Raw genomic sequence first — 23,103 nt, 5'->3', positions numbered from 1 at the left:
AAGAGGAGAAGATAAGGATGGAAAATAAACGGAAATTCGTAAGGGTTTCTCCGGAATTGCCCGGTCTCAAAACGAGAGTGCTCCTCGAAAGAAGGGAGCAGGCTGTCGCAAAAGGGGTAGGCAACAATTTCCCTTTGTTTGTCCAGAAAGCGAAGGGTGCACTATTATTGGACGTGGACGATAACGTATTTCTTGATTTTGTCGGGGCCATCGGAACCATAAACGCGGGTCATTGCCCGCCGGAAGTAGTGGAGGCCGTAAAGCAACAACTGGATCAATATATTCACACCTGTTTTCATGTAGGGATGTATGAGCCATATGTAGCACTGGCAGAGAAGCTCGCCGAAATGACGCCGGGACATTTTCCGAAAAAAGCGATGTTCTTGAACAGCGGTGCGGAAGCCGTCGAGAACGCCGTTAAAATCGCCCGTAAATACACAGGAAAAACAGGAATCGTTTCTTTCACACGGGGGTTTCATGGCAGAACATTGCTCGGCATGTCCCTGACAAGCAAAGTGAAGCCTTATAAATTTAAAATGGGCCCCTTTGCTCCGGGTATTTACAAAGCGCCGTTTCCATATCCTTACCATCGTCCCTCTTCCATGACGGAAGAACAGTATACGCAATTTTGCCTGAGCCAGTTTGAGGATTTCCTTCTGACCGAAGCCGCTCCGGAAGAGCTGGCGGCCGTCATCATGGAGCCGGTTCAAGGCGAGGGAGGCTTTATCGTTCCGCCGAAGGGGTTTGTGAAAGGCGTTTATGACATCTGCAAGAAGCATGACATCTTGTTTATTGCCGACGAGATTCAAACCGGGTTTGGACGGACGGGGGAAATGTTTGCTTCCACGCATTTTGAGATCGAACCCGATCTGATGACGCTTTCCAAGTCGCTGGCGGCCGGCTTTCCGATAAGCGCAGTCGTTGGCAGAGCTGAGATTATGGATGCCCCGAATCCGGGCGAAATCGGCGGTACCTATGGCGGAAGCCCGCTCGGTTGTGTGGCGGCGCTTGCCGTTATCGAGAAGATGCTGCGCGAGGACCTTCCGGGAAGAGCTCGGGTTATAGGTGAAACCATACAAAACCGGTTTCTTTCGCTGCGGAAGGAGTTCCCGGGCATCGGGGACGTCCGCGGTTTAGGCGCCATGTGCGCGATTGAGTTCGTTGATCCTTACACAGGCAAGCCCGACAAGGAATTTGTTTCGGAGTTAATCAAGGCTAGCTATAAAAAAGGCGTGATTATGCTAAGTGCAGGCGTTCACGGGAATGTGATTCGGTTCTTGACGCCGTTGACGATCACGGACGAACAATTGCAGGAAGGTTTGGACATCATCAGCGAAGCGATGAACGAACTCTGTACAACAACGGTTTAGGGCTGGAAAGGAAGAGCAACCCTTATGAAAAAACATTTGCTGATTGACGGGAAATGGGTGCAGACGAAGGACTATTCCTTGCTATATTCTCCTTACTCTAAAGAAGTACTGGGAGAAATCGCTTCCGCTACCCTTGCGGAGGCGGATCTGGCCATCGAGGCGGCGGTTCGCTGTAAACCGGTCATGCGGAATATGCCGGCCCACCAAAGGGCCCGTATTTTGGAGTCCGTGTCCCGCTTGCTGGAGGATCGTCGCGAAGAAGCTGCCCGCGTCATTGCATCCGAAGCCTCTAAGCCGTTAAAAGCAGCGTATGCGGAAGTCGATCGAACGATTCAAACGTATAAGTTTGCTGCCGAGGAAGCGAAGCGGATACACGGCGAAACGATAGCATTGGATGCAGCTCCCGGCGGAGAAGGCCGCATTGCCTATACGATGCGGGAACCGATAGGGGTGGTCGGGGCCATAACGCCTTTTAATTTTCCGATGAATCTGGTCGCTCACAAGCTGGGTCCAGCCATCGCTTCGGGCAACACGGTCGTTCTGAAACCTGCGGAATTGACGCCGCTTTCAGCCTTCTTCGTGGCAGAGCTGTTCATGGAGGCCGGGCTTCCGGCAGGCGCCTTGAATGTTATAACCGGTGACGGAAAAATAATTGGCGACCAGATCGTTACGGATCCTCGCGTCAATGTGATTTCTTTTACAGGAAGCCCTACGGTCGGAATCGGAATTCGCGCCAAAGCGGGGCTCAAACGGGTTACGCTGGAGCTTGGCTCGAACTCTGCAGTCATCGTCGATGCAAACGTAAATGTGGACTCCCTTATATCCCGCTGTGTCGCAGGCGCCTTTTCGTTCCAAGGCCAGGTGTGCATTTCCTTGCAGCGCGTTTATGTCCTGGAGGAGAAATACGAGGAGTTTACAGAGAAATTTATTGCGGCTGCGAAAAGGTTGAAGCTTGGAGATCCGCTCGATACGGAGACGGATGTGTCTGCCATGATTTCGGAGCGGGAAGTAAAGCGTGCCTTGGATTGGATCGAGGAAGCCCGGGGGAGCGGCGCGACCGTTGCTTTCGGGGGGACTGCCCAAAATGGGATTCTTATGCCTACCGTACTGCTCGATGTTCCCTCAACGGTTCAAGTATCCTGCAAAGAAGTGTTTGCTCCGATCGTGTTGATCAATAAAGTTCGCTCTGTGGACGAAGCTATCGATTTGGTGAACCATTCCGTATACGGCCTGCAGGCTGGCATATACACGGATAACGTGCATACCGCTCTGAACGCTGCGGAGAAGCTGCATGTCGGCGGGGTCATGATCAACGATATTCCGACGTTCCGACTCGATCATATGCCATATGGCGGGGTGAAAGAAAGCGGTCTGGGGCGTGAAGGCATCAAATATGCCATTGAAGAACTGACTGAAATGAAGCTGGTTGTTTTTAACCGAAATTAGTGCGCTCGCTTTGACTATGAAATTGAAAAGCCCTCCCTCAAGGGGCTTTTTTCTTGTGTGCCCAGCATGGGCGTCAACCGCTTTTCGTTCGTGGGCTGACCGTCGCTTGGATATGCGTTATAATGGGATAAGCGCCGGATGAGCGGCAAGGGACGGAGGCGAGTGCAATGAAGCAGCAAAGTCTGCTGTCTGTCGAGGAGAGAGATGCGGTTTTTCGGACGCTGCCCGAGGAGCAGCGGGCGTTCTTGGAAGAACGCATGAAGCGGGGAAGAAGAACGCAGTTTGCCAGGCAAATGGCGGAGCAAAAAGGCGCGGTCATACCGGAATCGGCCTCCTATGAGGACATCGAAAGCTTGCTGAGCGACTGGATCTACGTCGGATATATCGACGCCGGGCATGTCAGCGAGGCGTATCCGTGCGAGTGCGGACGGTCGCTCCGCTACCAGCATACGGTACAGAACAAAGCGACCGGCGAAGTGAAACGGTTCGGCATCGACCATCTGGAAATGCATACGGGAATCGACGCGCGTACGGTACAAGCCATTTTGAAGGGCTTTAACGTCATAGATTACGAGCTGTCGGAAATATTAAGGAAAGTAACCGAAGGCTGGAAATGGCAAGACGTCGTCCGGGACATACCGGCGGGCTTGGAGCTGACCGCGGACATTGCCGAGCATATAGAGCTGGGCTTGCCGCTGTTGGAACGTCAAGTGGCGAAGCTGAAGGCGCTCATCCGCGAGCATCTGGACGCGACGCCGCGGCAGAAGCAAAGCGCAGCGGTACCGCGGGGAGCGGGAGCTGCCAGGACTTTCGACGCCGAGGGAGCGAGCGGCGTCCGCCCGGATGGCTCCGTCTTGCTGAAGAAGCCGGAGCCGGCGAGGCAGGAGCCAAAGCCGGTCGCGGGCCTGCAGCAGCTGGATTTGTTCGCGGATAGCGGCGACCAGCTTACTTTCGATCTGTTCGCGGAGCCTCCCGCGGCGAAAGAGCCCGAGGCAAGGAGCGGGGCTGCCGCCGAACCGAACGCCATGACGTTCGACTTTTCGGCAATGTACGGTGCACCGGCCGGATCGGCGAAGAGCGGCGACAAGCTGACCGAGCGCCAGCGCGAGGCAGTCATTCGCTATTTGCAGGAAGGCGTGCAAAGCGCAAGAATCATTTGCGAGCTGCTTATCCGCAATGAAGGCGCGCCCGATGGCCGGTATTTGACGCAAAAGCCGGTTATTTACTCGGCGGTTTGCCGGCTAATCGACGGCCAGGTCGCGTCCGGTGCGTACAAGCTGGCGTCTAAAGACGGAAATGACCGGGTATATGAGCGGATCGGCTGAGGGTTCATCGATTTGTCACTTGCTAGGCCATGTCCCGAAGTGTACCCTAGAAGAGAACCAATTGGATGATTCATCCAAGCATCGATCCAAGCCTTATTATCGGATTCATTTAAAGGAGGGTACCGGAATGAAAAGGAAAATAGCGATGCTCGTATCTGCGGCGGCTTTGACGCTTGCGCTTACCGCATGCGGCGGCGGGAACAAGAGCGCTTCGCCGTCTCCATCGAGCGCACCGGCGGCCGGGTCGGCTAGTCCGGCGGCAACCACTGCGGCTGCGAACGCCGAATCGATTTACAAGCAGAATTGCGTCTCTTGCCATGGCGCGGATCTGGGCGGCAAAATGGGGCCGAACCTGCAGAAGGTCGGCGGCAAGCTGGATAAAGATAAAATTACGGCCAAAATCCAAAACGGCGGCGGCGGCATGCCAAGCTACAAGAGCAAATTGAAGGACGAAGAAATTCAAGCGCTTGGCGATTGGCTTTCAGCCAAAAAGTAATGCGTGCGAGAACGGTCAGCCTACTGCGGCTGGCCGTTTGTTTAAAATATAGGAATTTATATGTTTCACACGATAAGCAACAAGGGGGATGCTGCACTGCGCGCAGCTCTCCGTGCAAGACGGGGCGGTACGTGTTGGCTGACAACGTAACGGATTCTCGCAGTATGCTTTACAGCCGCAGGATCAATCGGACGGATAGCGGATTTTGGAGGCGCTATTTACGGTTCATCACCCATATGAGTAAGGATAAGGGATTCTCGCGGTCTTATTCGACTGATTAGACCAGACCTCTACCGGAAATGACGAAATAACGCCTTCGAAATCCGCTATTGCTCCGAACGGGGCTGATTAACGGGAAATAAGCGCTCGAGAGACCGCTATCCCGATCACATCATTCCAGCAGCTGCCGTCCGCCTGAGCGGAGGTTGCAAAGCTGCTGGGCGGCTATGACGATTGCTGCTTTTTGAGTGGCCGGTCAGACTCTTGAACGTACAGTGGAAGAAGGAAGCCCGCAGTAGCCGAGCGATTCCGCGATGTCTCCGATGCCGATCGCTGCTTTTTGCAAAGCGGTGACCGCAAGACGCTGTCCGTATCGGTGTCGCGGCAGCTGCGATGCCCCCAAAAAAAGTAGCCTGCTCCGATCGGAGCAGGCCGTTAAGTATATATATCAAATAGGGGTCACTGCCTATTATGAAGCAGCAATATTAAGGCAAGATGAAGGGACGGTTACGTTTCTGTAACAATACGCCTTTTTTTAGGGGATATTGCCCTTTGATACGTATGTCGGCCGGTAGTAATATTGAAAGAACCGGGTTGATTCCGCAGAGGCTATCGGCTACACTAATACTAGAGCTATTTTGGTCATACCATATTACGAAAAAGCGCACATGAGAAGCAACGATTCTCATGAAAGCCAACAGGTATCGCCCTATTTGTAAACGCTTACATTTCATACAAATCCGATTCGAGGTGACGTCTATGCGCATGAAATGGCCTCATACCGTTCAAAAGCGACATTTCTACTACAAAGTGATCATCATCGCGTTGATTTTATCTTTGCTGCCCATGCTCGCAACCAGTATCGTGTACTACCAGAACGTAAAAGCCACGGTTCAGCAGGAGCTTCGCGAGGCGAACGGCAATTATTTGAACCAGACCGCCAACGCCATGGAAATGATGATCGATCAGATCGGCAGCAGCTTCCGCCAGCTGACGCTGGAGGGCACGACGATGCGCCAATTCGAGCTGTTTCCCCGCGGATCGTATTACGAGATGCTGACGGGAGAGCTCAAGGACGAGGATTTGCCTGCCCTCGAATCCTATTTGCATGGTAAAAAACAGGCGCTGAGCAATATGCGGGCCTTGAAGCTTTCCAATGACTTCATCAACTCGGTCTATTATTACGACAGCGTCAAAAAATTGATTTTGACGTCCGATCTGCTCGTTTACGAGCCGGACCGTTTCTATGACGAAGGCTGGAACCGATTCTCCCGCAGCGATCCTGCGCTGCCGATGATTCTCGATATGCGCAGCGCAAAGACGGCGGAAGGCAGCTTTCTAAATGTAATCCCGCTCGTTTACAAAACGTCGATTGAAGGCAATGTGCTCGTCATCAATCTCGATGCGGACAAAATATACGAAAGCTTCGTGCGCAGAACGGGCAGCGAGGCGGATCGGCCCTTTTTCGTTATGTCCTCGGGCGGGAAGCCGATGCTTTACGATTCGGCCAATCCCATGAACGTGCGTATCGGCGAAAATCCGATCTGGCAGAAGCAAAATCGCGGCGAGCAAAGCTTTTTCGAGGAGGGCGTGGAGGGAGAGCGCCTGTTCGTGACATGGGTCAAATCGGAGAGGCTCGGCTGGACGTTCGTTTTTGCCACTCCGCTAGGCGAATTATACGGCAGCGTCGCCAAGGTCAAAAGCATGATCGTGCTATACTGCTGCGTGCTTGCCGCCGCTGCATGCCTGCTCGCTCTGCTGCTCGCCCGGAATCTGTATGCGCCGATCCGCCGCATGCTGCAGTTTATTAAGAGCACAGACGACCGGTATGCCGGCGCGACGACGGGCGAATGGCACGTCATCCGCAGCAGTCTGGAGGACGCGTTCGAGGACCGCTGGAGCTTGCGCCACCGGCTGAAGGAAAGCTTGCCCGCCTACAAGGAAACGTTCGTGCGCTCGCTGCTTCGCCCCCATTCGTTCGAGCGGGACTATCTTATAGAGAGGCTGGACTATCTCGGCTTCGATATCGAACTGGAGCAATTGCTGCTGATGGTCGTCTCGCTGGAGCGGACGGACGGTCAGCCGGCCGATGCGGAGAGCGAAAGCTTGAACAAGGTTCTCATTACGGATTCGATCGGCGCCGGTCTCCCGGCCACGTGGAAGCGAATGGTCAGCGAAATTGCCGACGGGACGTTCGTCGTAATCGTCAATGGCCAGCCGCGCGAATTATCCGAGCTGTTCGCTTGCGCCGAGCAGCTGATTCGTACGATCGGGGAACGTCCCGGCATCGGCTGCTCCATCGGGATCGGCAAGCCGTGCGCTTATGCGGGCGAACTGGACAGAGCGTACGCCGAGGCGATAGAAGCGCTGCGGTATCGCGGGATTTTCGGTACGGGTCAAGTCATTTATATCGAGGACGTCAGGCTGGAAGGAACCGCCGCGCTTCATTATCCTTCCGACAAAGAAGAGGCGCTGAACACGTACATCGTGAACGGGGATACGGAGCAGGCGCTGCATATTCTCGACCTGATCGTCAGGGACATCGGCGGCGAGAAGGGCAGATTGCATGTCCGTCAAATCCAATACGCGCTTATGCGGCTGTTGGGCAGCCTGGTGGCGACCTCCGGCCGGATGAGCATCGATTTTTCCGCACTGACGGGGGAGAAGAACAATCTGTATGAGGCGCTGCTCCATAAAGACGATCTGCAGGAAGCGGTGCAATGGCTGCGGAGGCTGATCATGACGCTGGCTTCGGGATTCGGTACGGCTTTTCGGGAGAAAAACAACCGGTACGTGGTTCAGGCGGTTGCGATTATCCGCAGCGAGCTTGACAAGCCGCTTTCCCTCGTTCAGATCGCCGATCGGCTCCGCCTGAATCCGTCTTATTTGAGCCGGATATTCAAAGAGAACATCGGACAATCGTTTTCGGATTATTTGACGAAGGTTCGCATGGAGAAAGGAAAGGAGCTTCTGCTCGAAACGGACTTGAAGATCAAGGAAATCGGCGAAAGGGTCGGTTATATAAAAAGCGACTATTTCATCAAGCTGTTTCGCGAGTGCATCGGCATGACGCCCGGCGAGTACCGCAAGGCGCGAAGCGGCATGTAGAGGCGATACCACAACGATGACGTGCATACCAATATGATGAGAAATGTCACCGCAGTGAGGTGCGTGTCATAGCTGCGGCATTCCTATTTGTAGCCCTGTAAGCCTATACTTGCAATCACAGTGCACTGTGCGTTGTCGCGGAACGCATCGCTGGATCGATTGAAAACGATTACGAAAGGGGCTACGAACGTGTTCAAAAGAAAAATCGGGATTTCGGCCGCGGCTGCTCTGCTGCTAGCGGGAGCCGTCGCCGGCTGTTCCTCCAAAGAAGAAGGCAAGGCGGACAGTAAAGGAAACGAGGCGAGTCCGAGCGCGGCCAAAAAGATCGAAAAGGTTTACGTATACGCGAACTTCGGCAATCTCGCCAGCAGCAATACGGTCAGCAAGCCGGAAGCGGTGGAAGAAATCAAGAAAGTCGTCATGGACAAAATCGGCATCGAAATCGTGCCGATCATTCCGCCCAAAGGGTCGGAGACGGATAAGCTAAACGTGCTTCTCAGCTCCAACGAGCCGCTGGACATATTCACCGGCAACATGGCGACCCATCAGGCGAACGGAGCCGCCCGGCCGATCGGTGACTTGCTCGACAAATACGGGAGCAACATCCGCAAGCTGTGGCCTTCCGATTGGAAAATGGCGTGGGACGCTCTGTCTACGTCGGACGGGAAAATATGGGGTATTCCGACCGGAGCGCCTGTTGCCGGCAACGGCGTGCTTCTCCGTGAAGATTGGCTGAAGAAGCTTAACCTGCAAATGCCGAAGACGATCGACGAATTCGAGAACGTATTAAAGGCGTTCAAGGATCAGGACCCGGCCGGCTCCGGACAGACGATTCCGCTGCTGACCGATCTTGCTTCCCTGAACGGCGGATTCGCCGCAGGCTTCATGGATGTGGGCTACGGCAACTGGGTCGACAAGGACGGCAAGGTGAAGCCGCCGCAGCTGCATCCGGGATACCGCGATTTTGTCGCGAAAATGGCCGATTGGTACAAGAAAGGCTACCTTTTCAAGGAAGCGTTCTCCTCCAACCGTACTCGTCAAATCGAGCTGGTGAAACAAAACCGCGTCGCTTCGGGCATCGTTTGGAATACGACGATAACCGCCAACGAGCATCTGCTCAGACAGAACGTGCCGGAGGCGAAATACGGCGTAGCCGCGGAGCTGAAGGGGCCGACAGGCAACGTGACGACGCTGGGCGGCGTGGCCACGAGCGGCATCATGATCAACAAAAACGCGAAAAATCCCGAAGCGGCCATCAAGCTGATCGACTGGGTGCATTCGGATATCGAAAATTATTTCACGCTGTTTTTCGGCATCGAAGGCAAGCATTGGAAATATACGGACAAAGCGAAACGGATCATCGAAGGCTTGAATACCGACTACATGGGGGATCTCATTCCGGGCTTGTCGTTCGCCTACACGGTTCAGTACGAGAAGAACGACCCTTCGTTCACACCGCAATTCGATTTCATCCGCAAATATATAACGAACATGGACCGGGTGAAAAAGATCGGGCTCGCGGACGTGGATTACAAGTTCGACACGAAAGCGATCAACGAGAAGGTGCCGACATCCGGAGACATCACCCGCATGATCGAGCAAGAAACGATCAAGTTCATTACCGGGGCAAGAGCGATCGGCGAATACGACAAGTTTATCGAGGAGCTCTATAAAGCAGGGCTCGACAAGTGGATCGATGCCTATACAGCGGAGAATAACCGGGTGAAAGGCAAATAACGCCTCGTTCGGAGGGGGCGCAAGCGATCGGCGGCGCTCCCCCGGACGGGATTTTGCCGGCTCCGACGGGAGGAAACGGAGAGGGTCAGCCATTGAATGCTAAGACGTTACGATTAATCCAGAAGCATAAGCTGCATTACGCGCTTGTCATTCCGGGTATGCTTTATTTCCTGATTTTTCATTACGGACCGATGTACGGCGTCATTATCGCGTTCAAGCAAGTAGCGCCGTTCGACGGCCTGAAGGGTATTTTTTCTTCGGAATGGGTAGGTCTCAAGCATTTTCGCGATTTCGCTTCGTCGTATTATTTCTGGGACATCATGGGGAATACGCTGACGATCAGCTTTTATCGGATCGTTTTCGGATTTCCCGCTCCAATCCTGCTGGCGCTGCTGATCAATGAAGTGAGGCACGCCGTATTCAAACGGGTCGTGCAGACGATTTCGTATTTGCCCCACTTCCTGTCGATGGTCATAGTGGCCGGTTTGCTGACCGCACTGCTTAGCGCCGACGACGGCTTTATTAAAGGACTGCTGCAGCAGCTCGGCATCGAGCCGATTCCGTTTTTGAACGATTCCGCTTATTTCCGCTCGGTGCTCGTCGTTTCGGGCATCTGGAAGGAAGTCGGATGGAGCACGATCATTTATTTGGCCGCGATCGCCGGCGTCGACCAGCAGCTGTACGAGGCGGCGAAGGTCGACGGCGCCGGACGCATCCGGCAAATTCGCCATATTACGCTCCCGGGCATAAGCCATATCGCGATCATTTTGCTGATTTTATCGATCGGGCATATTATGGACGCCGGTTTCGAGCAGGTATTCCTGCTCTACTCGCCGCCAGTATACGAGGTCGCCGATATTATCGATACTTACGTATACCGGAAAGGCTTGGTCGAAGTCAACTATTCGTTTGCCTCTGCAGTCGGTTTATTCAAATCGGTGATCGCCTTCATTCTCGTTGTGGGCACCAACTATTTGGCCAAAAAGTTCGGTCAGGAAGGGATTTGGTAGTATGGCGGTACTTAAGGTCCGAAGCCGCCAGAGCGGCGGCGAAACGGCGTTTCAAGCTTTCAATTATGTCTTTCTCGTCCTGCTGTCGCTTGCGTTTATCGTTCCTTTTCTGGCGATCGTTTCTACGTCGTTCGTCGGGGAAAGCGAGCTTATCCGCAGAGGGAACTTCATTCTTATACCCGAAAAGCTCGATTTGAGCGCGTATAAGGTGCTGCTGTCGGAAGGGTCGATGCTGTATCACGCTTACGGCATTACGATCCTGCGCGTCACAGTCGGCACGGCGCTCAACCTGCTTTTTACGTCGATGCTCGCCTACGGCTTGTCCAGAAAGGATATGCCGGGACGGAATGGGTTCATTACGGTCGTCTTTATAACCATGTTGTTCGGCGGCGGCTTGATACCGACTTACTTGCTGTTGAAGTACCTGCATTTGACCAATACGTTCTGGGTCATGATCGTGCCGGGGCTTATCAGCGCATGGAACTTGCTCATCATGAAAAACTTTTTCGGGCAAATTCCGGAGAGCCTGATCGAATCAGCCACGATCGACGGAGCCAGGCCGCTGACCGTTCTAACGCGCGTCGTGTTTCCGCTCAGTCTGCCCACGTTCGCTACGATCGGCTTGTTCTACGCCGTCGGGCATTGGAACGCATGGTTCGACGCTACCATCTACATCAACGATTCCAAACTGATGCCTGTGCAGGTGCTGCTGCGGAGAATCGTGCTCTCCTTCTCCAGTCAGGATCTCGATGCGGAGATGATGAACGGCGTGGCGAACAAGCCGACGGCGCAAAGCTTGCGGGGCGCGATGATCGTGGTGACGACTTTGCCGATTTTGTTCGTCTATCCGTTTTTGCAAAAGCATTTTGTCAAAGGCGTCCTTACCGGATCGCTGAAAGGCTAAATCATTTATTAACCCGAGGGAGTGGAGAAAAAGATGGAACAAAGAGGAACGATCGTACTTGATTTGCGTCCCGGCGCAGGAAATCCGCGGAACAGCGAAGGCGCTTTTCTGGACATGTTGGACGGCAGGCTGATGTTCGCGTACAGCCGGTTTACCGGAGATTCGCATGACGACTTCGCCAAAGCGTGCATAGCAGTCCGCTATTCGCCCGACGGGGGCGATACTTGGACGGACGATACCGTCATCGCGCAACCGGAAGATCATGACGCGCTCAACATTATGAGCGTTTCGCTTCTGCGGATGTCGGACGGCGGCATCGGCTTGTTTTACTTGCTGCGCTTCGGCTGGCACGATATGCGCCTGCATCTGCGCCATTCGTCCGACGAGGGAGCGACTTGGGGAGATCCGGTATGCTGCGTGCCCGGAGCGGGCTATTACGTGACGAATAACGACAGGGTGGTGCGTTTATCATCCGGAAGACTTGTCGTCCCTGCCGGCATGCACCGGATGAAAACGAGCGATACCGAATGGGGCAAATTCGACGGGAGAGCGATCACGTTCTTCTTCTTGTCCGACGACGACGGCGCAACTTGGCGCGAGGCGCGTAATTTTTGCTCGATCGGATCGCCAAATTCGCGGAGCGACATGCAGGAGCCGGGCGTCATCGAGCTTGCGAACGGAACGCTCTGGGGTTGGGCGCGCACGGATCTCGGCTGCCAGTACGAGACGTTCTCCCATGATGGAGGCGAGTCGTGGAGCGTGCCTATGCCGTCGGCCTTTACTTCGCCTTGCTCGCCGCTGTCCATGAAGCGCAATCCGCTTAACGGCGAGCTCCTCGCGGTATGGAACCCGATTCCGGTCTATAATACGCGCAAGCTGGAGAAGCACAGCTGGGGCCGGACGCCTCTGATCGGAGCGGTCAGCAAGGATGAGGGCAGGACGTGGAGCGGCCACTTCGCCGTGGAACGGGAAGAGGACGGCAACGGCTGCTGCTATGTATCGATTCATTTTACCGGCAGCGCCGTGCTGCTTGCTTATTGTGCGGGCGAAGCGGACGACGGCATTTGCTTAACGCGTCTGAAGGTGCGTAAAATCGCGTTGTCCGAACTGCAAGCTTGATGGTAGGGCGGCGAAGGACGGCAGCGAACTGACCGGCGTCCGTACGGAGCGGCGGAAGCTAGGTTCATAGCCTCTCGGGATTACTTGGGCTGAAAGGGGCGGGTTTGCTGAAAAATTGGAGAGATGGGCTGGAAAAACTGGATGTTGAAAACCATTTTCGAAAAAAGGCAGACTATCCCAATTTTTGAAGGGTATTTTTTAAAACGCGTTATGCAACTTGTGTGAAGATTCGTTCTCGTAATGTTTTGAGTCCGTCCTTGCGGTGCGTGTACCAACGGTTTGCTGCGGGGACGGGCGGACGTGACTACCGGTGTTCCATCACCGGCAGCGTTCAGACGACTCATGTCCCCCAGCAAACCTAAATTCGCCGAAACCGCAAGGATTTGGGATTGAAAAAAATCAAACAGGCGATCCGACGGCAAAGGCTTCTTCTGATCAAGCCGAGGCAGGATCCACTCGACCATTCGCTTGACGCGACCGGGTGTGGCGGTAGGGGCTTTCTCTCCCTTCTTTCCCTTCTTGGGTTTGCGCTTTCGGGCGGCACTTTTCCTTTTGGGCGTGTAGTGTTTTCGCTCAGCTGCCCAAAGACGCCGGAAAAAATCGTAGAAGGTGCCGACGCCAGGAATATCGCCAGGTTCAAAACCGCTAAGAATAGCGTAAAGCGGAACGGTATGCATTTCGTCCACCCACTTGGTGACGCTTAGTTGGGGACGAATAAGCAGATTTAAGAGATACGAACGAAGCATGGAAGCCGGGTCGCGAGGCTTAGGTCCCTTATCGTCATAAAGCGGACGAAGCATGGTTGTCATGCGAGAGAAGTCGGTAATCCAGAGCTTGGAAATGAGTGCCCATTGGTTATTAGTAATGACAAGGATGCCGCCAGTGTAATGGGTCTGAAGCTGTTCCACTTCGAAATCCTGATAAAGACGATGAGGAATAAAGTCAGGTTTCAAAAAAACACCCCGCAGTCGGTAGTAAGGGAATACATATCCCTCCCGCGCGATTATTGGGGCAATTTCCAAAAGTCAAGTGATTTCGACAAAAAATCAGCCGTATTCTGAAAGGTTTTTTTCCAGTTCGGGTTGTGGCTGAATGAAAAAATCCCCCTGCGAAAGTAGGAGGAAAGCCGTTTGGATGGATAAGGCAAAGCCTTGTCCCGTAAGCCTCGGCGAATGCCGAGAGGCTATCAGTATACGAGGAGGAATCTGACATGTTAGAGGAAAAAAGAACGAATGTAACGGAACTGCAAGAAGAAAAGCAAGAAAAAAGCATTATAAGCAGAAGGAAGCTGCTAGCTTCACTGGGGATGGCGGGAGTCGCTGTCGCCGCGAGCGCGATTGCTAACGGGACGGTCATGAAAGCATACGCCGATCCGAGTGACAATCGAACGGTTAATCAAAATGTTAACAATAAAATCACACAAGTAGTTGAATCTGTATCTGCATTACGTTTATTTAAGCCTCGTCAAGATGGACAGGTCATTACATTAAAATCACATAAGGCTGGAACAAATAAGGGCGGTGGAGATTTTATTTATATTGAAAACTCAACAGATACTGACAACAACGGGACAATTATTTCATGTGTAGATGGTGGTGTTTTTTCTCGTCTTTATGATTCAAAAGAAGGTTATTTTGAATGGTTTGGCGCATTACTAGATGGGACAACAAATGATTACTCAGCTATTGTTGCAGCACTAAAAGTTTTAAAAAATATCCACTTTTCTGGAAGAATTCTCAGTCTCTCACCAATTAATATTGATCAGTTTAAAGTCGGACAAACCCTAGGTATTACGATCACAGGCGATGGAACTGAATCATCTTATTTCGATTTTGTTGGTTGTAGTCAAGGTTTTTATTCTGCATCAAATACATTCTTCCGTGACTTTGTTTTAGGAAATTTGCAGATTGTAAATAAAGATAACAATCAAACTGGAATCGGGTTTTATATTGGATCTGGTGGTGCAGAACAAATCAATTTTGAATCTGTGAGCTATCGCGGTTGGTTAATTGGTCGTTCGTCTCATACGTGGAATTCATCATTTAAGAGTGAAGTTTTTCGAGCGTGTAAATACCCTTATTCAATGTATGGTACATCGACAGATGTTAACAATCCTTATGCGAATGGGTGCACAAGCCCTTTTATGATTGGGTACGCTGCCGACGCAAATGGTGTGATATCTATCCCTAGCATCCCTTATGCTTACTCTCACCTCAGTAGCCATGCAGCCGATGATTGTGGTGCAGACGGTTCTCTATTTAAATTCGGGCGTTGTGCTGGCATCACAACTGAAACTATGGGCGGTGAACGTCCGAAGGGACAGTACATATTTGACTTCTCTGATATAGTTGCTAGTTCCGTTGTAAACGTTGTTGTTGAAAATTATGCGGTTTATATTACAAATAACGATACTACGTTGCTTGGAATTATTAAGAAGCCGAATACACCGTTTGGATCGGTTATTTTTAATGATCTAAAAGTCAGTACGGATAAAGAGATTCATGTTGTCAGTGGTGACGGAAGTGGAGTGTCTTTAAACAATCCTCAAATGAATAACCGAGCTTTTTCACGACTTGTTGAACTACCTGCTGTTGGTGCAAAGATCGACAATGTTTCTGTTGGTTCTGATACACGAAGGTCAGGTGAAGTTGGTCTAACATTAAGTGCTAATTCGATTTCATACCCACGTGTTAAAACCCGAAAAGGGAAAGCACTGATTGACCCAACCACGCAAAAACTTGTTTTGTTTGGTGGATTGTTATCAGAAGGTTTGTCACAAGGCAACATGATTGCTGCGGTAGTTACTGCATTACCAATCAACAAAGGTGGTAATAACACAAATGAGAAATCAGGGCAGATACTCATTAGCTCCGCGATGGACTACAACGCAAGTAATATGGCTGGACATCTTAAAGTAGTCACAACAGGTACTTTAACAACTGCCACTAATGCCACTCGAAACACTTTAAACACTACAGTATTACAGTTTGATGTTGTGCTTGAAGTTACATCAGCAACTACTCGATACTTGTTGGATATAGATTTAACTTATAACGGTATCTCTAATGTGAATGGATTATCTTGGCAAGTAGTTGCTAAATAATCAGGAGGGAAAACAATCATGAAAACATTTATTATTGACGCTGGTCACGGTGGTACAGATTCAGGTGCCGTTGGAAATGGTCTGCAAGAGAAAAACTTAACTTAAGATATTAGCAAACGCATTGCTAATATCTTAAAAGCACATGGTATTGATGCACGCTTGACGCGTGATATCGATAAAACTATGAGCCTATCAGAACGTACATCATGGGCAAATAAACAAGGTGCTGCGGGCCTTGTATCTGTACATATCAATAGTGCAACAAATCCAAGTGCAAACGGCTTTGAAACATTTATCTATACAACGGATGGATCAGATAGTAAGTCTGCTGCACTGCAAGATGATATTCATACCCTTGGTGCTCAACTATGGACCAGAAATGCGCGTAAAGATCGTGGAAAGAAAAAAGCGAATCTGCACATGGTTCGAGAGTTTAAAGGCGCGTCTGTACTGGTTGAATTAGGATTTATTGTGAATGAAGTAGATGCAGGTCTGCTTTCACTTGATGACTTTAAACAGATGAATGCAGAAGCAGTTGCAGGGGGTATTCTTGCGTAGATATCCATATCAAGATGGAAAGCAAGGGATTTAACGGGTATCGATAGTTGAATGGCAGTCTACAAATTAATTATTCGATTTAAACTTGGGAAGTAATCCAATATGGCATTGAGTCTAACACAATTTTATATATTATCTAGGCGATTAAATAAACCGGGGCTGCCTATGTACAAGGTGTCCCGGTCTATTTCTTTATTATCTCTTAACAACCACATCGGTCAATTGTCTATATGGTCACGAGAAATCGGAAAGAAGCCGGTTACTGCAAACTTGATTGGCAGAGGATTGTTTGATAAATAACGTTGATATATCCTATTACGCTGACGAGGAACGATAGCTCAAATAATAACAAAACAGCAGCCGGCCAGAAGATCGCCTGCCGTTTTCTCAACTAACTTGCAAATTAATGAAAAACATATTGTAAAATCCGTTTGGTTCGTGTAAGGAGGAACGGCGTGCTGAAGTCCGTTAGTTAATGGATTGGATATAGGATCTGCAAAAATTAACCTTCAATTCCCGCTTTTTAGCGGTTTTGGAGGTTTTTTTGCGGTGATAGGCCGTTTCGGTGTGGAATTGGGGGCGGCATATGCTGCGATGCTGCGATGCGATCGAGGCGTATTGGCGTACAAACTAACCGAATAAAGGGTTGTGATGTAGTCATAGGAAAAATACTGTTTTTAGAGTACTTATGCTAAATATATAGGTAATAACTATTATGTCGAGTTTAATTATATATTGGACTTATAACTGATGCAGGAGGATAATTAGCGGCAAAGGAGAGTGGGAGATATGAAATCGCAACATCCTTTAGGACAAAAATGGAATGCTCAGCAATACGATAAGAAGCTGGCATTCGTTTCGCAGCTTGGGTCGGAGCTGATCGAATTGCTGGGCCCGCTTGAGGAGAAGCGGATTCTCGATTTGGGCTGCGGCACGGGCGACTTGGCGCAGCGTCTCGCGGAAGGCGGCGCCTTCGTATACGGCATCGATGCGTCGCCGGAAATGATTGCGAGGGCCCGTAATAAATATCCGGGGCTGCGCTTCGAAACGACGGACGGGCAGCTGTTCGCGCTTGAGGAAAAGGTCGATGCGGTGTTTTCGAACGCGGCGCTTCACTGGATGAAGCGGCCCGCCGATGTGATCGGCTGCGTAATGGCGGCGCTGAAGCCAGGCGGACGGTTCGTGGCGGAATTCGGCGGCGCCGGCAACGTTGCGGCTATCCGGCACTCGATCCGGGATGCGCTCGCCGCACAGGGGATTGATGCTGCTGCGAGATGCCCGTGGTACTTTCCGACGGTGGGCGAATACGCGTCGCTGCTGGGGCAAGCTGGCTTCATCGTCCGCATGGCGCTCCACTGGGACCGTCCGACGCAGCTCGCCGACGGGGAGAACGGCTTCCGCGACTGGCTCGACGCCTTCGCCGGGGCTTTCTTCGCCGGCATGAGCGAAACCGCGAAGCGGGAAGCTTACGCTAACGCGGAAGAAGCTGCGCGAAGCAAGCTGTTCGACGCCGCGTCCGGCGTCTGGACCGCCGACTACAAGCGGCTGCGCATCGTCGCGGAGAAGCCGGCTTGATCGAGCCGCGACGGTGCCCCGGCGTAGCGTGCGTGCAGCGGTATAGGGGCTCGAAGAGGAATAGGAGCCTCTAGAGGCTCCTATACAGCGAGAACGAGCGAATTAGAAGCCCCGAAAGGCTCTTAATCTTCACGCAGCCGGTTAGATCCGGCATAGCGGCGGGATTAAGAGCCCCTGGAGGCTTCTATTTGCTCGCTTTAGGCAAGAACGAGCGATTTAGAAGCCCCGAAAGGCTCTTAATCTTCACGCAGCCGGCTAAATCCGGCATAGCGGCAGGATTAAGAGCCCCTGGAGGCTTCTATTTGCTCGCTTTAGGCGAGAACGAGCGAATTAGAAGCCCCGAAAGGCTCTTAGTCTTCACGCAGCCGGCTAAATCCGGCAAAGCGGCGGGATTAAGAGTCCGTGGAGGCTCCTATTTGCTCGTTTTAGGCGAGAACGAGCAATTTAGAAGCCCCGAAAGGCTCTTAATCTTCACGCAGCGGCAATTACCGCAACCACGCCGCCAACGAATCACGGGAATACTCTCTTGCTCTTCCCGCTTATCGCGACCGCGTTTCACTGCAAGCGTTCCATGCTTTCCCGCACCGCTATTTTCGCAGCTTGTTTGCGGCTGTACCAGTAGCCGATTCCGGCAATGGCCGCCGGATACAGGATGACCCAGCCTGCGAACGGGACGATCGCGAGGCACAATATTAGCCCAAAGAAGGAGAGCCGCTTCAGCTTGGGACTTAGCAGTCCGCGGGCTAGTTTGACTCCGGCTGCCATGGCGACAACGTACAGGCAAATGAACACCGAGCTCGGGAGCTGCATGAGCGGCACGAGATCGATGTGGAGCGCGTATGCGGCCAACAGTACGGCGATTCCCGCGCCGCCGACGGCGGCAAGGGCGCGGTGCGGCGTTGCAAAACGGGCATGCAGCGTTCCGAAATAGCGCGGGAAGTCTCCGTTTAGCGCTTGCGCGTAAATAAGCCGCGAAAAACCCGCGAAATACGTATGGATCGAGCCGAAGCTGAGCAGAAAGCCGAGTACGCCGACGATAGCGCCGGCCTGCTTTCCCCAGCCGTAGCCGATGAGCCCGGCTAGCGACGCCGGATTGTCGCCCCTATACACGCCGGTGCCGACGGTGACGAAAGCGACGCCGAAATAAATGACATTGACGAGCACGATCGTCACCCAGACGCTTGTCATGACGTGCCGCGGGTTATGAAATTCTTCGGTCAGATGGGACATCATTTCCCAGCCGACGAACGCCCAGAAAAGTACGGTTAAGGCGGAGCCCGCCGGCAAGTAGCCGTTCGGCGCGAATGGCCGGAATGCTTCGCCCGACACGTGCGGAAAAGCTGCCGCGATAGCGGAGACGAGAATCAGCAGGATAGCGGCTACGATGCCGGTCTGCACCCAGCCGGCAAGCTGAATGCCGCGCATGTTCAGGAGCGCGGATGCGGCGATCATGAGAGCGGCGATCATGCATCCGGCTAGCGGCGACAAGTCGATCACCGTCCCGATGTAGCTGACGCCGATCAGTGCGGCGATCGGCGCTCCGATCGGCACGGTGCCGAGGTACAGCCAGCCGGTAACGGCGCCTGCCCGCCGCCCGAATGCGCGCCTGGCGTAAGCGGCGATGCCGCCTGCATCCGGCATGCGGGCGGCAAGCATGCCGAGCGTGACGGCCATGGGAATGATCAAGATGCCCATGGCGAGCCAGGCGAGAAGCGATGCGGGTCCCGCCAGCTGCGCGGCAAGTCCCGGCAGGATAAGCACGCCGGTGCCGACCACGGCGGCGACGGTCATGGCGCTGCCCTCGAGCCAGGTAATGGATTTTTGGAGCTTCGTTCCGGATGGCTTCATATCGTTCGCTCGCTTTCCGCGTTATATCGAATGCGTTTTTCTAACCTTACATGATTCCGCCGCCAAATCCAATGGATTCGGATCATCAAAATTTGCACGATTCCGATAACAGCCTCTTGAGCGATGCGACCCGGTAAATACCTCTTTTTTCCTGATTCGTCAAGGGATTTCCCGTATGCACAACCGCTTTTAAATGCTACAATAAAATGTATACCGACTTATGAAAGCGTTTAACTACCCCTTCGTATCATCTCCTCATTTATTTTAATATTTATTTTTACTTCTCGGAGGTTATCCTAAAAGCATGAACAAGCGCGCATGGGCCCGTTACAGCATGGCCCTATTATTAGTAGTGGTTACGCTCAGCTTTTTTGACCGTTTTTTTACTGTGGAGGGCGAATCCGGAGAACCGAAAGTCGTCCTGATGCGTCTCGAGGACGTTGGACCGGGCGGGCAGTACGATACGCCTGAGCAGCTGGGGAAGCTGCGTTGCGTGCTTGAATATTTGGGGGAGCAGCATGTCCGCTACCAGATCGGCGTCATTCCGCGCTGGCTCGATTTCTTGCCCGATATGACCGTATATGACCAATCGCTCGACCGCCAGGACATTCCGTATATCCGTTCGTTCACGAGCGTGCTTAAGAATGCCGAGCAGAACGGCGCTGTCATCGGCATGCACGGCTACACGCATCAAGTCGGCCAAACGCGCCGCTCCGACGGGCATCAGGAATCGGGAATCGGCAATGAATTCGACGTCGCCGGTTTGCCGGAAACGAGCCAGCCCGCGTATGCCAAGGAACGTCTGGAAGCGGGTCTCCAGATCCTGAAGGCTGCGGACATTTCGCCTAAATTTTGGGAGGCGCCGCATTATCATTCGGCTGTCGGACAGGACGATATGTTCCGTTCTTTTTTCGGTATCATTTACGAGAATGACAAGAGCAAGCCGAACCAGCAAACGGCCTTTTACAAAAACGTCCGCAATACCGGATTGAGCACGCAGACGCTCGGAGCGGCCTATGTGCCGACACCGTTCTCGTTTATCCCTTACAATCGGGACGAGAAGCTTATTTTGAACCAGACCGGCAAGGGAAAGCGGCTGGCGTCGTTCTTTTATCACCCGTTCCTGGAATTCAAGCATTTGCAGCCGGTGCTGGACAGAGAGGGCAACCCCGTTCTTCGGGACGGACTGCCCGAATTTACTTATCCGGTGAAAGCGAAGTCGATCCTGCAGAAGCTGATCGGAAGCGTGCGGGAAGAGGGTTTTTCGTTCTATTCGCTTCAGGATTACGTTCCGTTCACGCCGGCGCAAAGCGTCCGTTTCCGCAATGACAAAGAATCGCTCGTAAGGCTGGGCGATGCGGACGGGGACGGGCAATGCGATATCGTCGTTCGCGATTTCCAGAACGGTACGTTTAACGTAACCAGTGGCAGCTACCGCGGAAGCCGGAACGAACAGCCGCAGGCGGCTAAGGCTTGGTTGAACGTCGCATTCAACAAGGGCGATCAGGTCGCGCTATTCGACTATAATCAAGACGGCAAGAGCGATTTATGGCTGCTGCGGGCAACCGGACAGGTGGAGGCTTATCGTTCGACTGGGGATTCTTTCGTTATCGACCATACCTGGAAAACAGCCGGGCCGATCGATTGGCTGGACGTATATCCGCTCCGTCAGGCTGACGGGAGCTGGGTCGTTACCGGCGTTTCCAAAGCGAAGAGCGAGCTGCAAGGACTGTATTTGTCCAAGGGCGAGCTGAAAGCGACGGCGCCGCTTAAAATCCGGTCGGTTTCGGACAAAAAGTGGCTGATCAGCAAAGCGGGAGGACCAGGAACCTCCGAGCATTTGTGGATGCCGAAAACCGCTTCGAACAGCTACATCGATTTCGAGTTCGATCCGGTTGCGCTTCAGTGGAAGGTAAATCGGGAGAAGCTGGACGTTCCCGAGGATGACGGCGAGCTGCGTCTCGGCGACTTCAACGGAGACGGCAAGGAAGATATACTGTTCTGGAACGATAGCGAGAAGACGGCTGCCATCATGGAGCGCGACGACGAGGGCAAGTACCGCGTCGTGTCGCGGTTCGGCCCTTGGGGCAAAGACGGGGCACGTCTGGTCGTGAAAGATTTCGACGGCAACGGCAAGAGCGATCTGGGCTTGCTCGGCATGACGGACGGCGTGCTGGATATCGCGTTGTCCTATCAGTCGGAGAAAGACGGATTGTAAATGTAAACGAGCGATCGCCCTGCTAACGAACCAAACCCAATACCCGCCCTCGTGGCTGGTATTGGGTTTATTTTTGTGCAATCGATTGCCATTCGCTTCATGAATGTAAAGATATTGCGAAGATTCTCGTCAGAAGGTGTTCTCGTTTCGCGATCTATGCTAAGTTCGGTTCGTGGAGGCGGGCAGGATGCTTCATATTTGGATTTCAAGCGACGACAGGTCGGTACAACAAACGATTACAAAGGTGTCTAAGGCATTCGGCCATGCCGTCGAAGGCAAAACGAGGGGTTCTGCGGAAGTTTGGGAGGAAGTTGAGAAAGGCAAACGGGTCGTTCTGATATCGGATATCGGATCACGGACTTTTGACGGTTTGTCGCTGATTCGGCAGATCGATGAACGAAATATGCCGGTTGCCACGATTGCCGTAAGCGATCGGGCGGATCCCGAGGCTATCCGGCAGGCGATGCGCTGCGGTGCGGTCGATTTTTTGACCAAGCCGGTACACGAGGACGAATTGGTCTATGCGCTGCGTCGCGCGGCCAGACGATTAGAGGAATGCCGATGTTCGCACGACGAGCGGTCTCGGCTGGCAGAGCCACCGGATGCGGGGATCGAAGCCCCGAACGCGCCTGAGGCCAATACGGGTAAAACGGCGATCCGAATGGCTTGCGACTATATTCGGGAGCATTACCGGGATTCGTTCACGCTGACCGAAATCAGCGAACGGTTCGGGATGAGCGCGTCGTATTTCAGCACCCAATTCAAACGGACGACAGGCTGTTCGTTTATCGAATACGTGAATGCGATCCGGATTGGCAAGGCGAAGGAGCTGCTCATGCGGCATAATGTGATGGTGTACGAGGTCGCTCACGAGGTCGGCTTTGCAACCGTGCAGTATTTCAACAAAATATTCAAGAACGCCGTCCGAATGACGCCGGGCGAGTTCCGCAAAAAGCTCGGCGTTTATGGCCAGCTCCCGCTCTTTTTTCTCACCGCTATGGCCGACCATGGCTTCGGATGAAGCCGCCGTGCGTGCACGTTCCTTCCGGGAACGCCGCACGTTTTTT

The 23,103-nt window shown here is 52.8% G+C and carries 16 protein-coding genes and 2 pseudogenes; 15 read left to right on the top strand and 3 right to left on the bottom strand.

The annotated features are described in order from the left end of the window. Positions 1-17 precede the first annotated feature (17 nt). From gabT to ACKGJP_RS27740, 4 genes are all read left to right on the top strand, one after another. A complete protein-coding gene (gabT, locus tag ACKGJP_RS27755) occupies positions 18-1,370 on the top strand; it encodes a 4-aminobutyrate--2-oxoglutarate transaminase (RefSeq protein WP_409342022.1) in 1,353 nt (450 codons plus the stop codon). 24 nt (positions 1,371-1,394) lie between these two features. Next, positions 1,395-2,816, top strand: a complete 1,422-nt coding sequence (locus ACKGJP_RS27750; protein ID WP_409342021.1) for an aldehyde dehydrogenase family protein — start codon at positions 1,395-1,397, stop codon at positions 2,814-2,816. Between the two features lie 167 nt (positions 2,817-2,983). Then, the gene (locus ACKGJP_RS27745; protein ID WP_409342020.1) at positions 2,984-4,141 is read left to right on the top strand and encodes a DUF3895 domain-containing protein; all 1,158 of its coding nucleotides are present in this window, start codon (positions 2,984-2,986) and stop codon (positions 4,139-4,141) included. A gap of 127 nt (positions 4,142-4,268) precedes the next feature. Next, positions 4,269-4,637, top strand: coding sequence for a c-type cytochrome (locus tag ACKGJP_RS27740; RefSeq protein ID WP_409342019.1), 369 nt, complete (start codon positions 4,269-4,271; stop codon positions 4,635-4,637). 475 nt (positions 4,638-5,112) lie between these two features. Here the strand turns inward: ACKGJP_RS27740 and ACKGJP_RS27735 are convergent, their stop codons facing one another. Beyond that, complete coding sequence (locus ACKGJP_RS27735) at positions 5,113-5,259, bottom strand: hypothetical protein (RefSeq protein ID WP_409342018.1); 147 nt, start codon at positions 5,257-5,259, stop codon at positions 5,113-5,115. A gap of 362 nt (positions 5,260-5,621) precedes the next feature. On the opposite strand from ACKGJP_RS27735, the gene ACKGJP_RS27730 reads away from it, so the two are divergent. The 5 genes from ACKGJP_RS27730 to ACKGJP_RS27710 all read left to right on the top strand — a co-directional run bounded on the left by ACKGJP_RS27730 (position 5,622) and on the right by ACKGJP_RS27710 (position 12,734). Then, positions 5,622-7,964: a helix-turn-helix domain-containing protein gene (locus ACKGJP_RS27730; protein ID WP_409342017.1), complete on the top strand. Its 2,343-nt coding sequence runs from the start codon at positions 5,622-5,624 to the stop codon at positions 7,962-7,964. A 189-nt stretch (positions 7,965-8,153) separates the two neighbouring features. After that, positions 8,154-9,701, top strand: a complete 1,548-nt coding sequence (locus tag ACKGJP_RS27725; protein WP_409342016.1) for an extracellular solute-binding protein — start codon at positions 8,154-8,156, stop codon at positions 9,699-9,701. A gap of 92 nt (positions 9,702-9,793) precedes the next feature. Beyond that, complete coding sequence (locus tag ACKGJP_RS27720) at positions 9,794-10,711, top strand: ABC transporter permease (RefSeq protein ID WP_409342015.1); 918 nt, start codon at positions 9,794-9,796, stop codon at positions 10,709-10,711. A 1-nt stretch (position 10,712) separates the two neighbouring features. Next, positions 10,713-11,615: a carbohydrate ABC transporter permease gene (locus ACKGJP_RS27715; RefSeq protein ID WP_409342014.1), complete on the top strand. Its 903-nt coding sequence runs from the start codon at positions 10,713-10,715 to the stop codon at positions 11,613-11,615. A 33-nt stretch (positions 11,616-11,648) separates the two neighbouring features. After that, positions 11,649-12,734 carry a sialidase family protein gene (locus ACKGJP_RS27710; protein ID WP_409342013.1) on the top strand — a complete coding sequence of 362 codons (1,086 nt, stop codon included), beginning with the start codon at positions 11,649-11,651 and terminating at the stop codon, positions 12,732-12,734. An 80-nt stretch (positions 12,735-12,814) separates the two neighbouring features. Here the strand turns inward: ACKGJP_RS27710 and ACKGJP_RS27705 are convergent, their stop codons facing one another. Continuing rightward, positions 12,815-13,687: a hypothetical protein gene (locus ACKGJP_RS27705; RefSeq protein WP_409342012.1), complete on the bottom strand. Its 873-nt coding sequence runs from the start codon at positions 13,685-13,687 to the stop codon at positions 12,815-12,817. A gap of 257 nt (positions 13,688-13,944) precedes the next feature. Between ACKGJP_RS27705 and ACKGJP_RS27700 the strand changes: the two genes are divergently transcribed. The 4 genes and pseudogenes from ACKGJP_RS27700 (at position 13,945) to ACKGJP_RS27685 (ending at position 17,970) form a co-directional block, all read left to right on the top strand. Then, complete coding sequence (locus ACKGJP_RS27700) at positions 13,945-15,837, top strand: hypothetical protein (protein WP_409342011.1); 1,893 nt, start codon at positions 13,945-13,947, stop codon at positions 15,835-15,837. An 18-nt stretch (positions 15,838-15,855) separates the two neighbouring features. Further along, positions 15,856-16,395: pseudogene (locus ACKGJP_RS27695) on the top strand (N-acetylmuramoyl-L-alanine amidase). A gap of 207 nt (positions 16,396-16,602) precedes the next feature. Continuing rightward, a pseudogene (locus ACKGJP_RS27690) lies at positions 16,603-16,695 on the top strand (damage-inducible protein DinB); the annotation flags it as partial. Between the two features lie 489 nt (positions 16,696-17,184). Then, the gene (locus tag ACKGJP_RS27685; protein ID WP_409342010.1) at positions 17,185-17,970 is read left to right on the top strand and encodes a class I SAM-dependent methyltransferase; all 786 of its coding nucleotides are present in this window, start codon (positions 17,185-17,187) and stop codon (positions 17,968-17,970) included. A 555-nt stretch (positions 17,971-18,525) separates the two neighbouring features. On the opposite strand, the gene ACKGJP_RS27680 is transcribed toward ACKGJP_RS27685, so the two are convergent. Further along, positions 18,526-19,818, bottom strand: coding sequence for an amino acid permease (locus ACKGJP_RS27680; RefSeq protein WP_409342009.1), 1,293 nt, complete (start codon positions 19,816-19,818; stop codon positions 18,526-18,528). A 304-nt stretch (positions 19,819-20,122) separates the two neighbouring features. Here ACKGJP_RS27680 and ACKGJP_RS27675 point away from each other — a divergent pair, with 304 nt between their 5' ends. Further along, on the top strand, positions 20,123-22,036 hold the full coding sequence (locus ACKGJP_RS27675) for a DUF2334 domain-containing protein (RefSeq protein WP_409342008.1): 1,914 nt from the start codon (positions 20,123-20,125) through the stop codon (positions 22,034-22,036). A gap of 187 nt (positions 22,037-22,223) precedes the next feature. Further along, positions 22,224-23,057, top strand: a complete 834-nt coding sequence (locus tag ACKGJP_RS27670) for a helix-turn-helix domain-containing protein (RefSeq protein ID WP_409342007.1) — start codon at positions 22,224-22,226, stop codon at positions 23,055-23,057. Positions 23,058-23,103: the final 46 nt, after the last annotated feature.

The sequence above is a fragment of the Paenibacillus litoralis genome, from assembly GCF_046244365.1.
Lineage (GTDB): Bacteria > Bacillota > Bacilli > Paenibacillales > NBRC-103111 > Paenibacillus_V.
Note: the sequence above shows the minus strand (reverse complement) of the source record. Positions and strands in the feature narration are given on the sequence as shown.

What these genes read in the sequence shown, in the direction of transcription:
- gabT (WP_409342022.1), top strand. Translation starts at nt 18, where the DNA reads ATGGAAAATAAACGGAAATTCGTAAGGGTTTCTCCGGAATTGCCCGGT.
- ACKGJP_RS27750 (WP_409342021.1), top strand. Translation starts at nt 1,395, where the DNA reads ATGAAAAAACATTTGCTGATTGACGGGAAATGGGTGCAGACGAAGGAC.
- ACKGJP_RS27745 (WP_409342020.1), top strand. Translation starts at nt 2,984, where the DNA reads ATGAAGCAGCAAAGTCTGCTGTCTGTCGAGGAGAGAGATGCGGTTTTT.
- ACKGJP_RS27740 (WP_409342019.1), top strand. Translation starts at nt 4,269, where the DNA reads ATGAAAAGGAAAATAGCGATGCTCGTATCTGCGGCGGCTTTGACGCTT.
- ACKGJP_RS27730 (WP_409342017.1), top strand. Translation starts at nt 5,622, where the DNA reads ATGAAATGGCCTCATACCGTTCAAAAGCGACATTTCTACTACAAAGTG.
- ACKGJP_RS27715 (WP_409342014.1), top strand. Translation starts at nt 10,713, where the DNA reads ATGGCGGTACTTAAGGTCCGAAGCCGCCAGAGCGGCGGCGAAACGGCG.
- ACKGJP_RS27710 (WP_409342013.1), top strand. Translation starts at nt 11,649, where the DNA reads ATGGAACAAAGAGGAACGATCGTACTTGATTTGCGTCCCGGCGCAGGA.
- ACKGJP_RS27700 (WP_409342011.1), top strand. Translation starts at nt 13,945, where the DNA reads ATGTTAGAGGAAAAAAGAACGAATGTAACGGAACTGCAAGAAGAAAAG.
- ACKGJP_RS27685 (WP_409342010.1), top strand. Translation starts at nt 17,185, where the DNA reads ATGAAATCGCAACATCCTTTAGGACAAAAATGGAATGCTCAGCAATAC.
- ACKGJP_RS27680 (WP_409342009.1), bottom strand. Translation starts at nt 19,818, where the DNA reads ATGAAGCCATCCGGAACGAAGCTCCAAAAATCCATTACCTGGCTCGAG.
- ACKGJP_RS27675 (WP_409342008.1), top strand. Translation starts at nt 20,123, where the DNA reads ATGAACAAGCGCGCATGGGCCCGTTACAGCATGGCCCTATTATTAGTA.
- ACKGJP_RS27670 (WP_409342007.1), top strand. Translation starts at nt 22,224, where the DNA reads ATGCTTCATATTTGGATTTCAAGCGACGACAGGTCGGTACAACAAACG.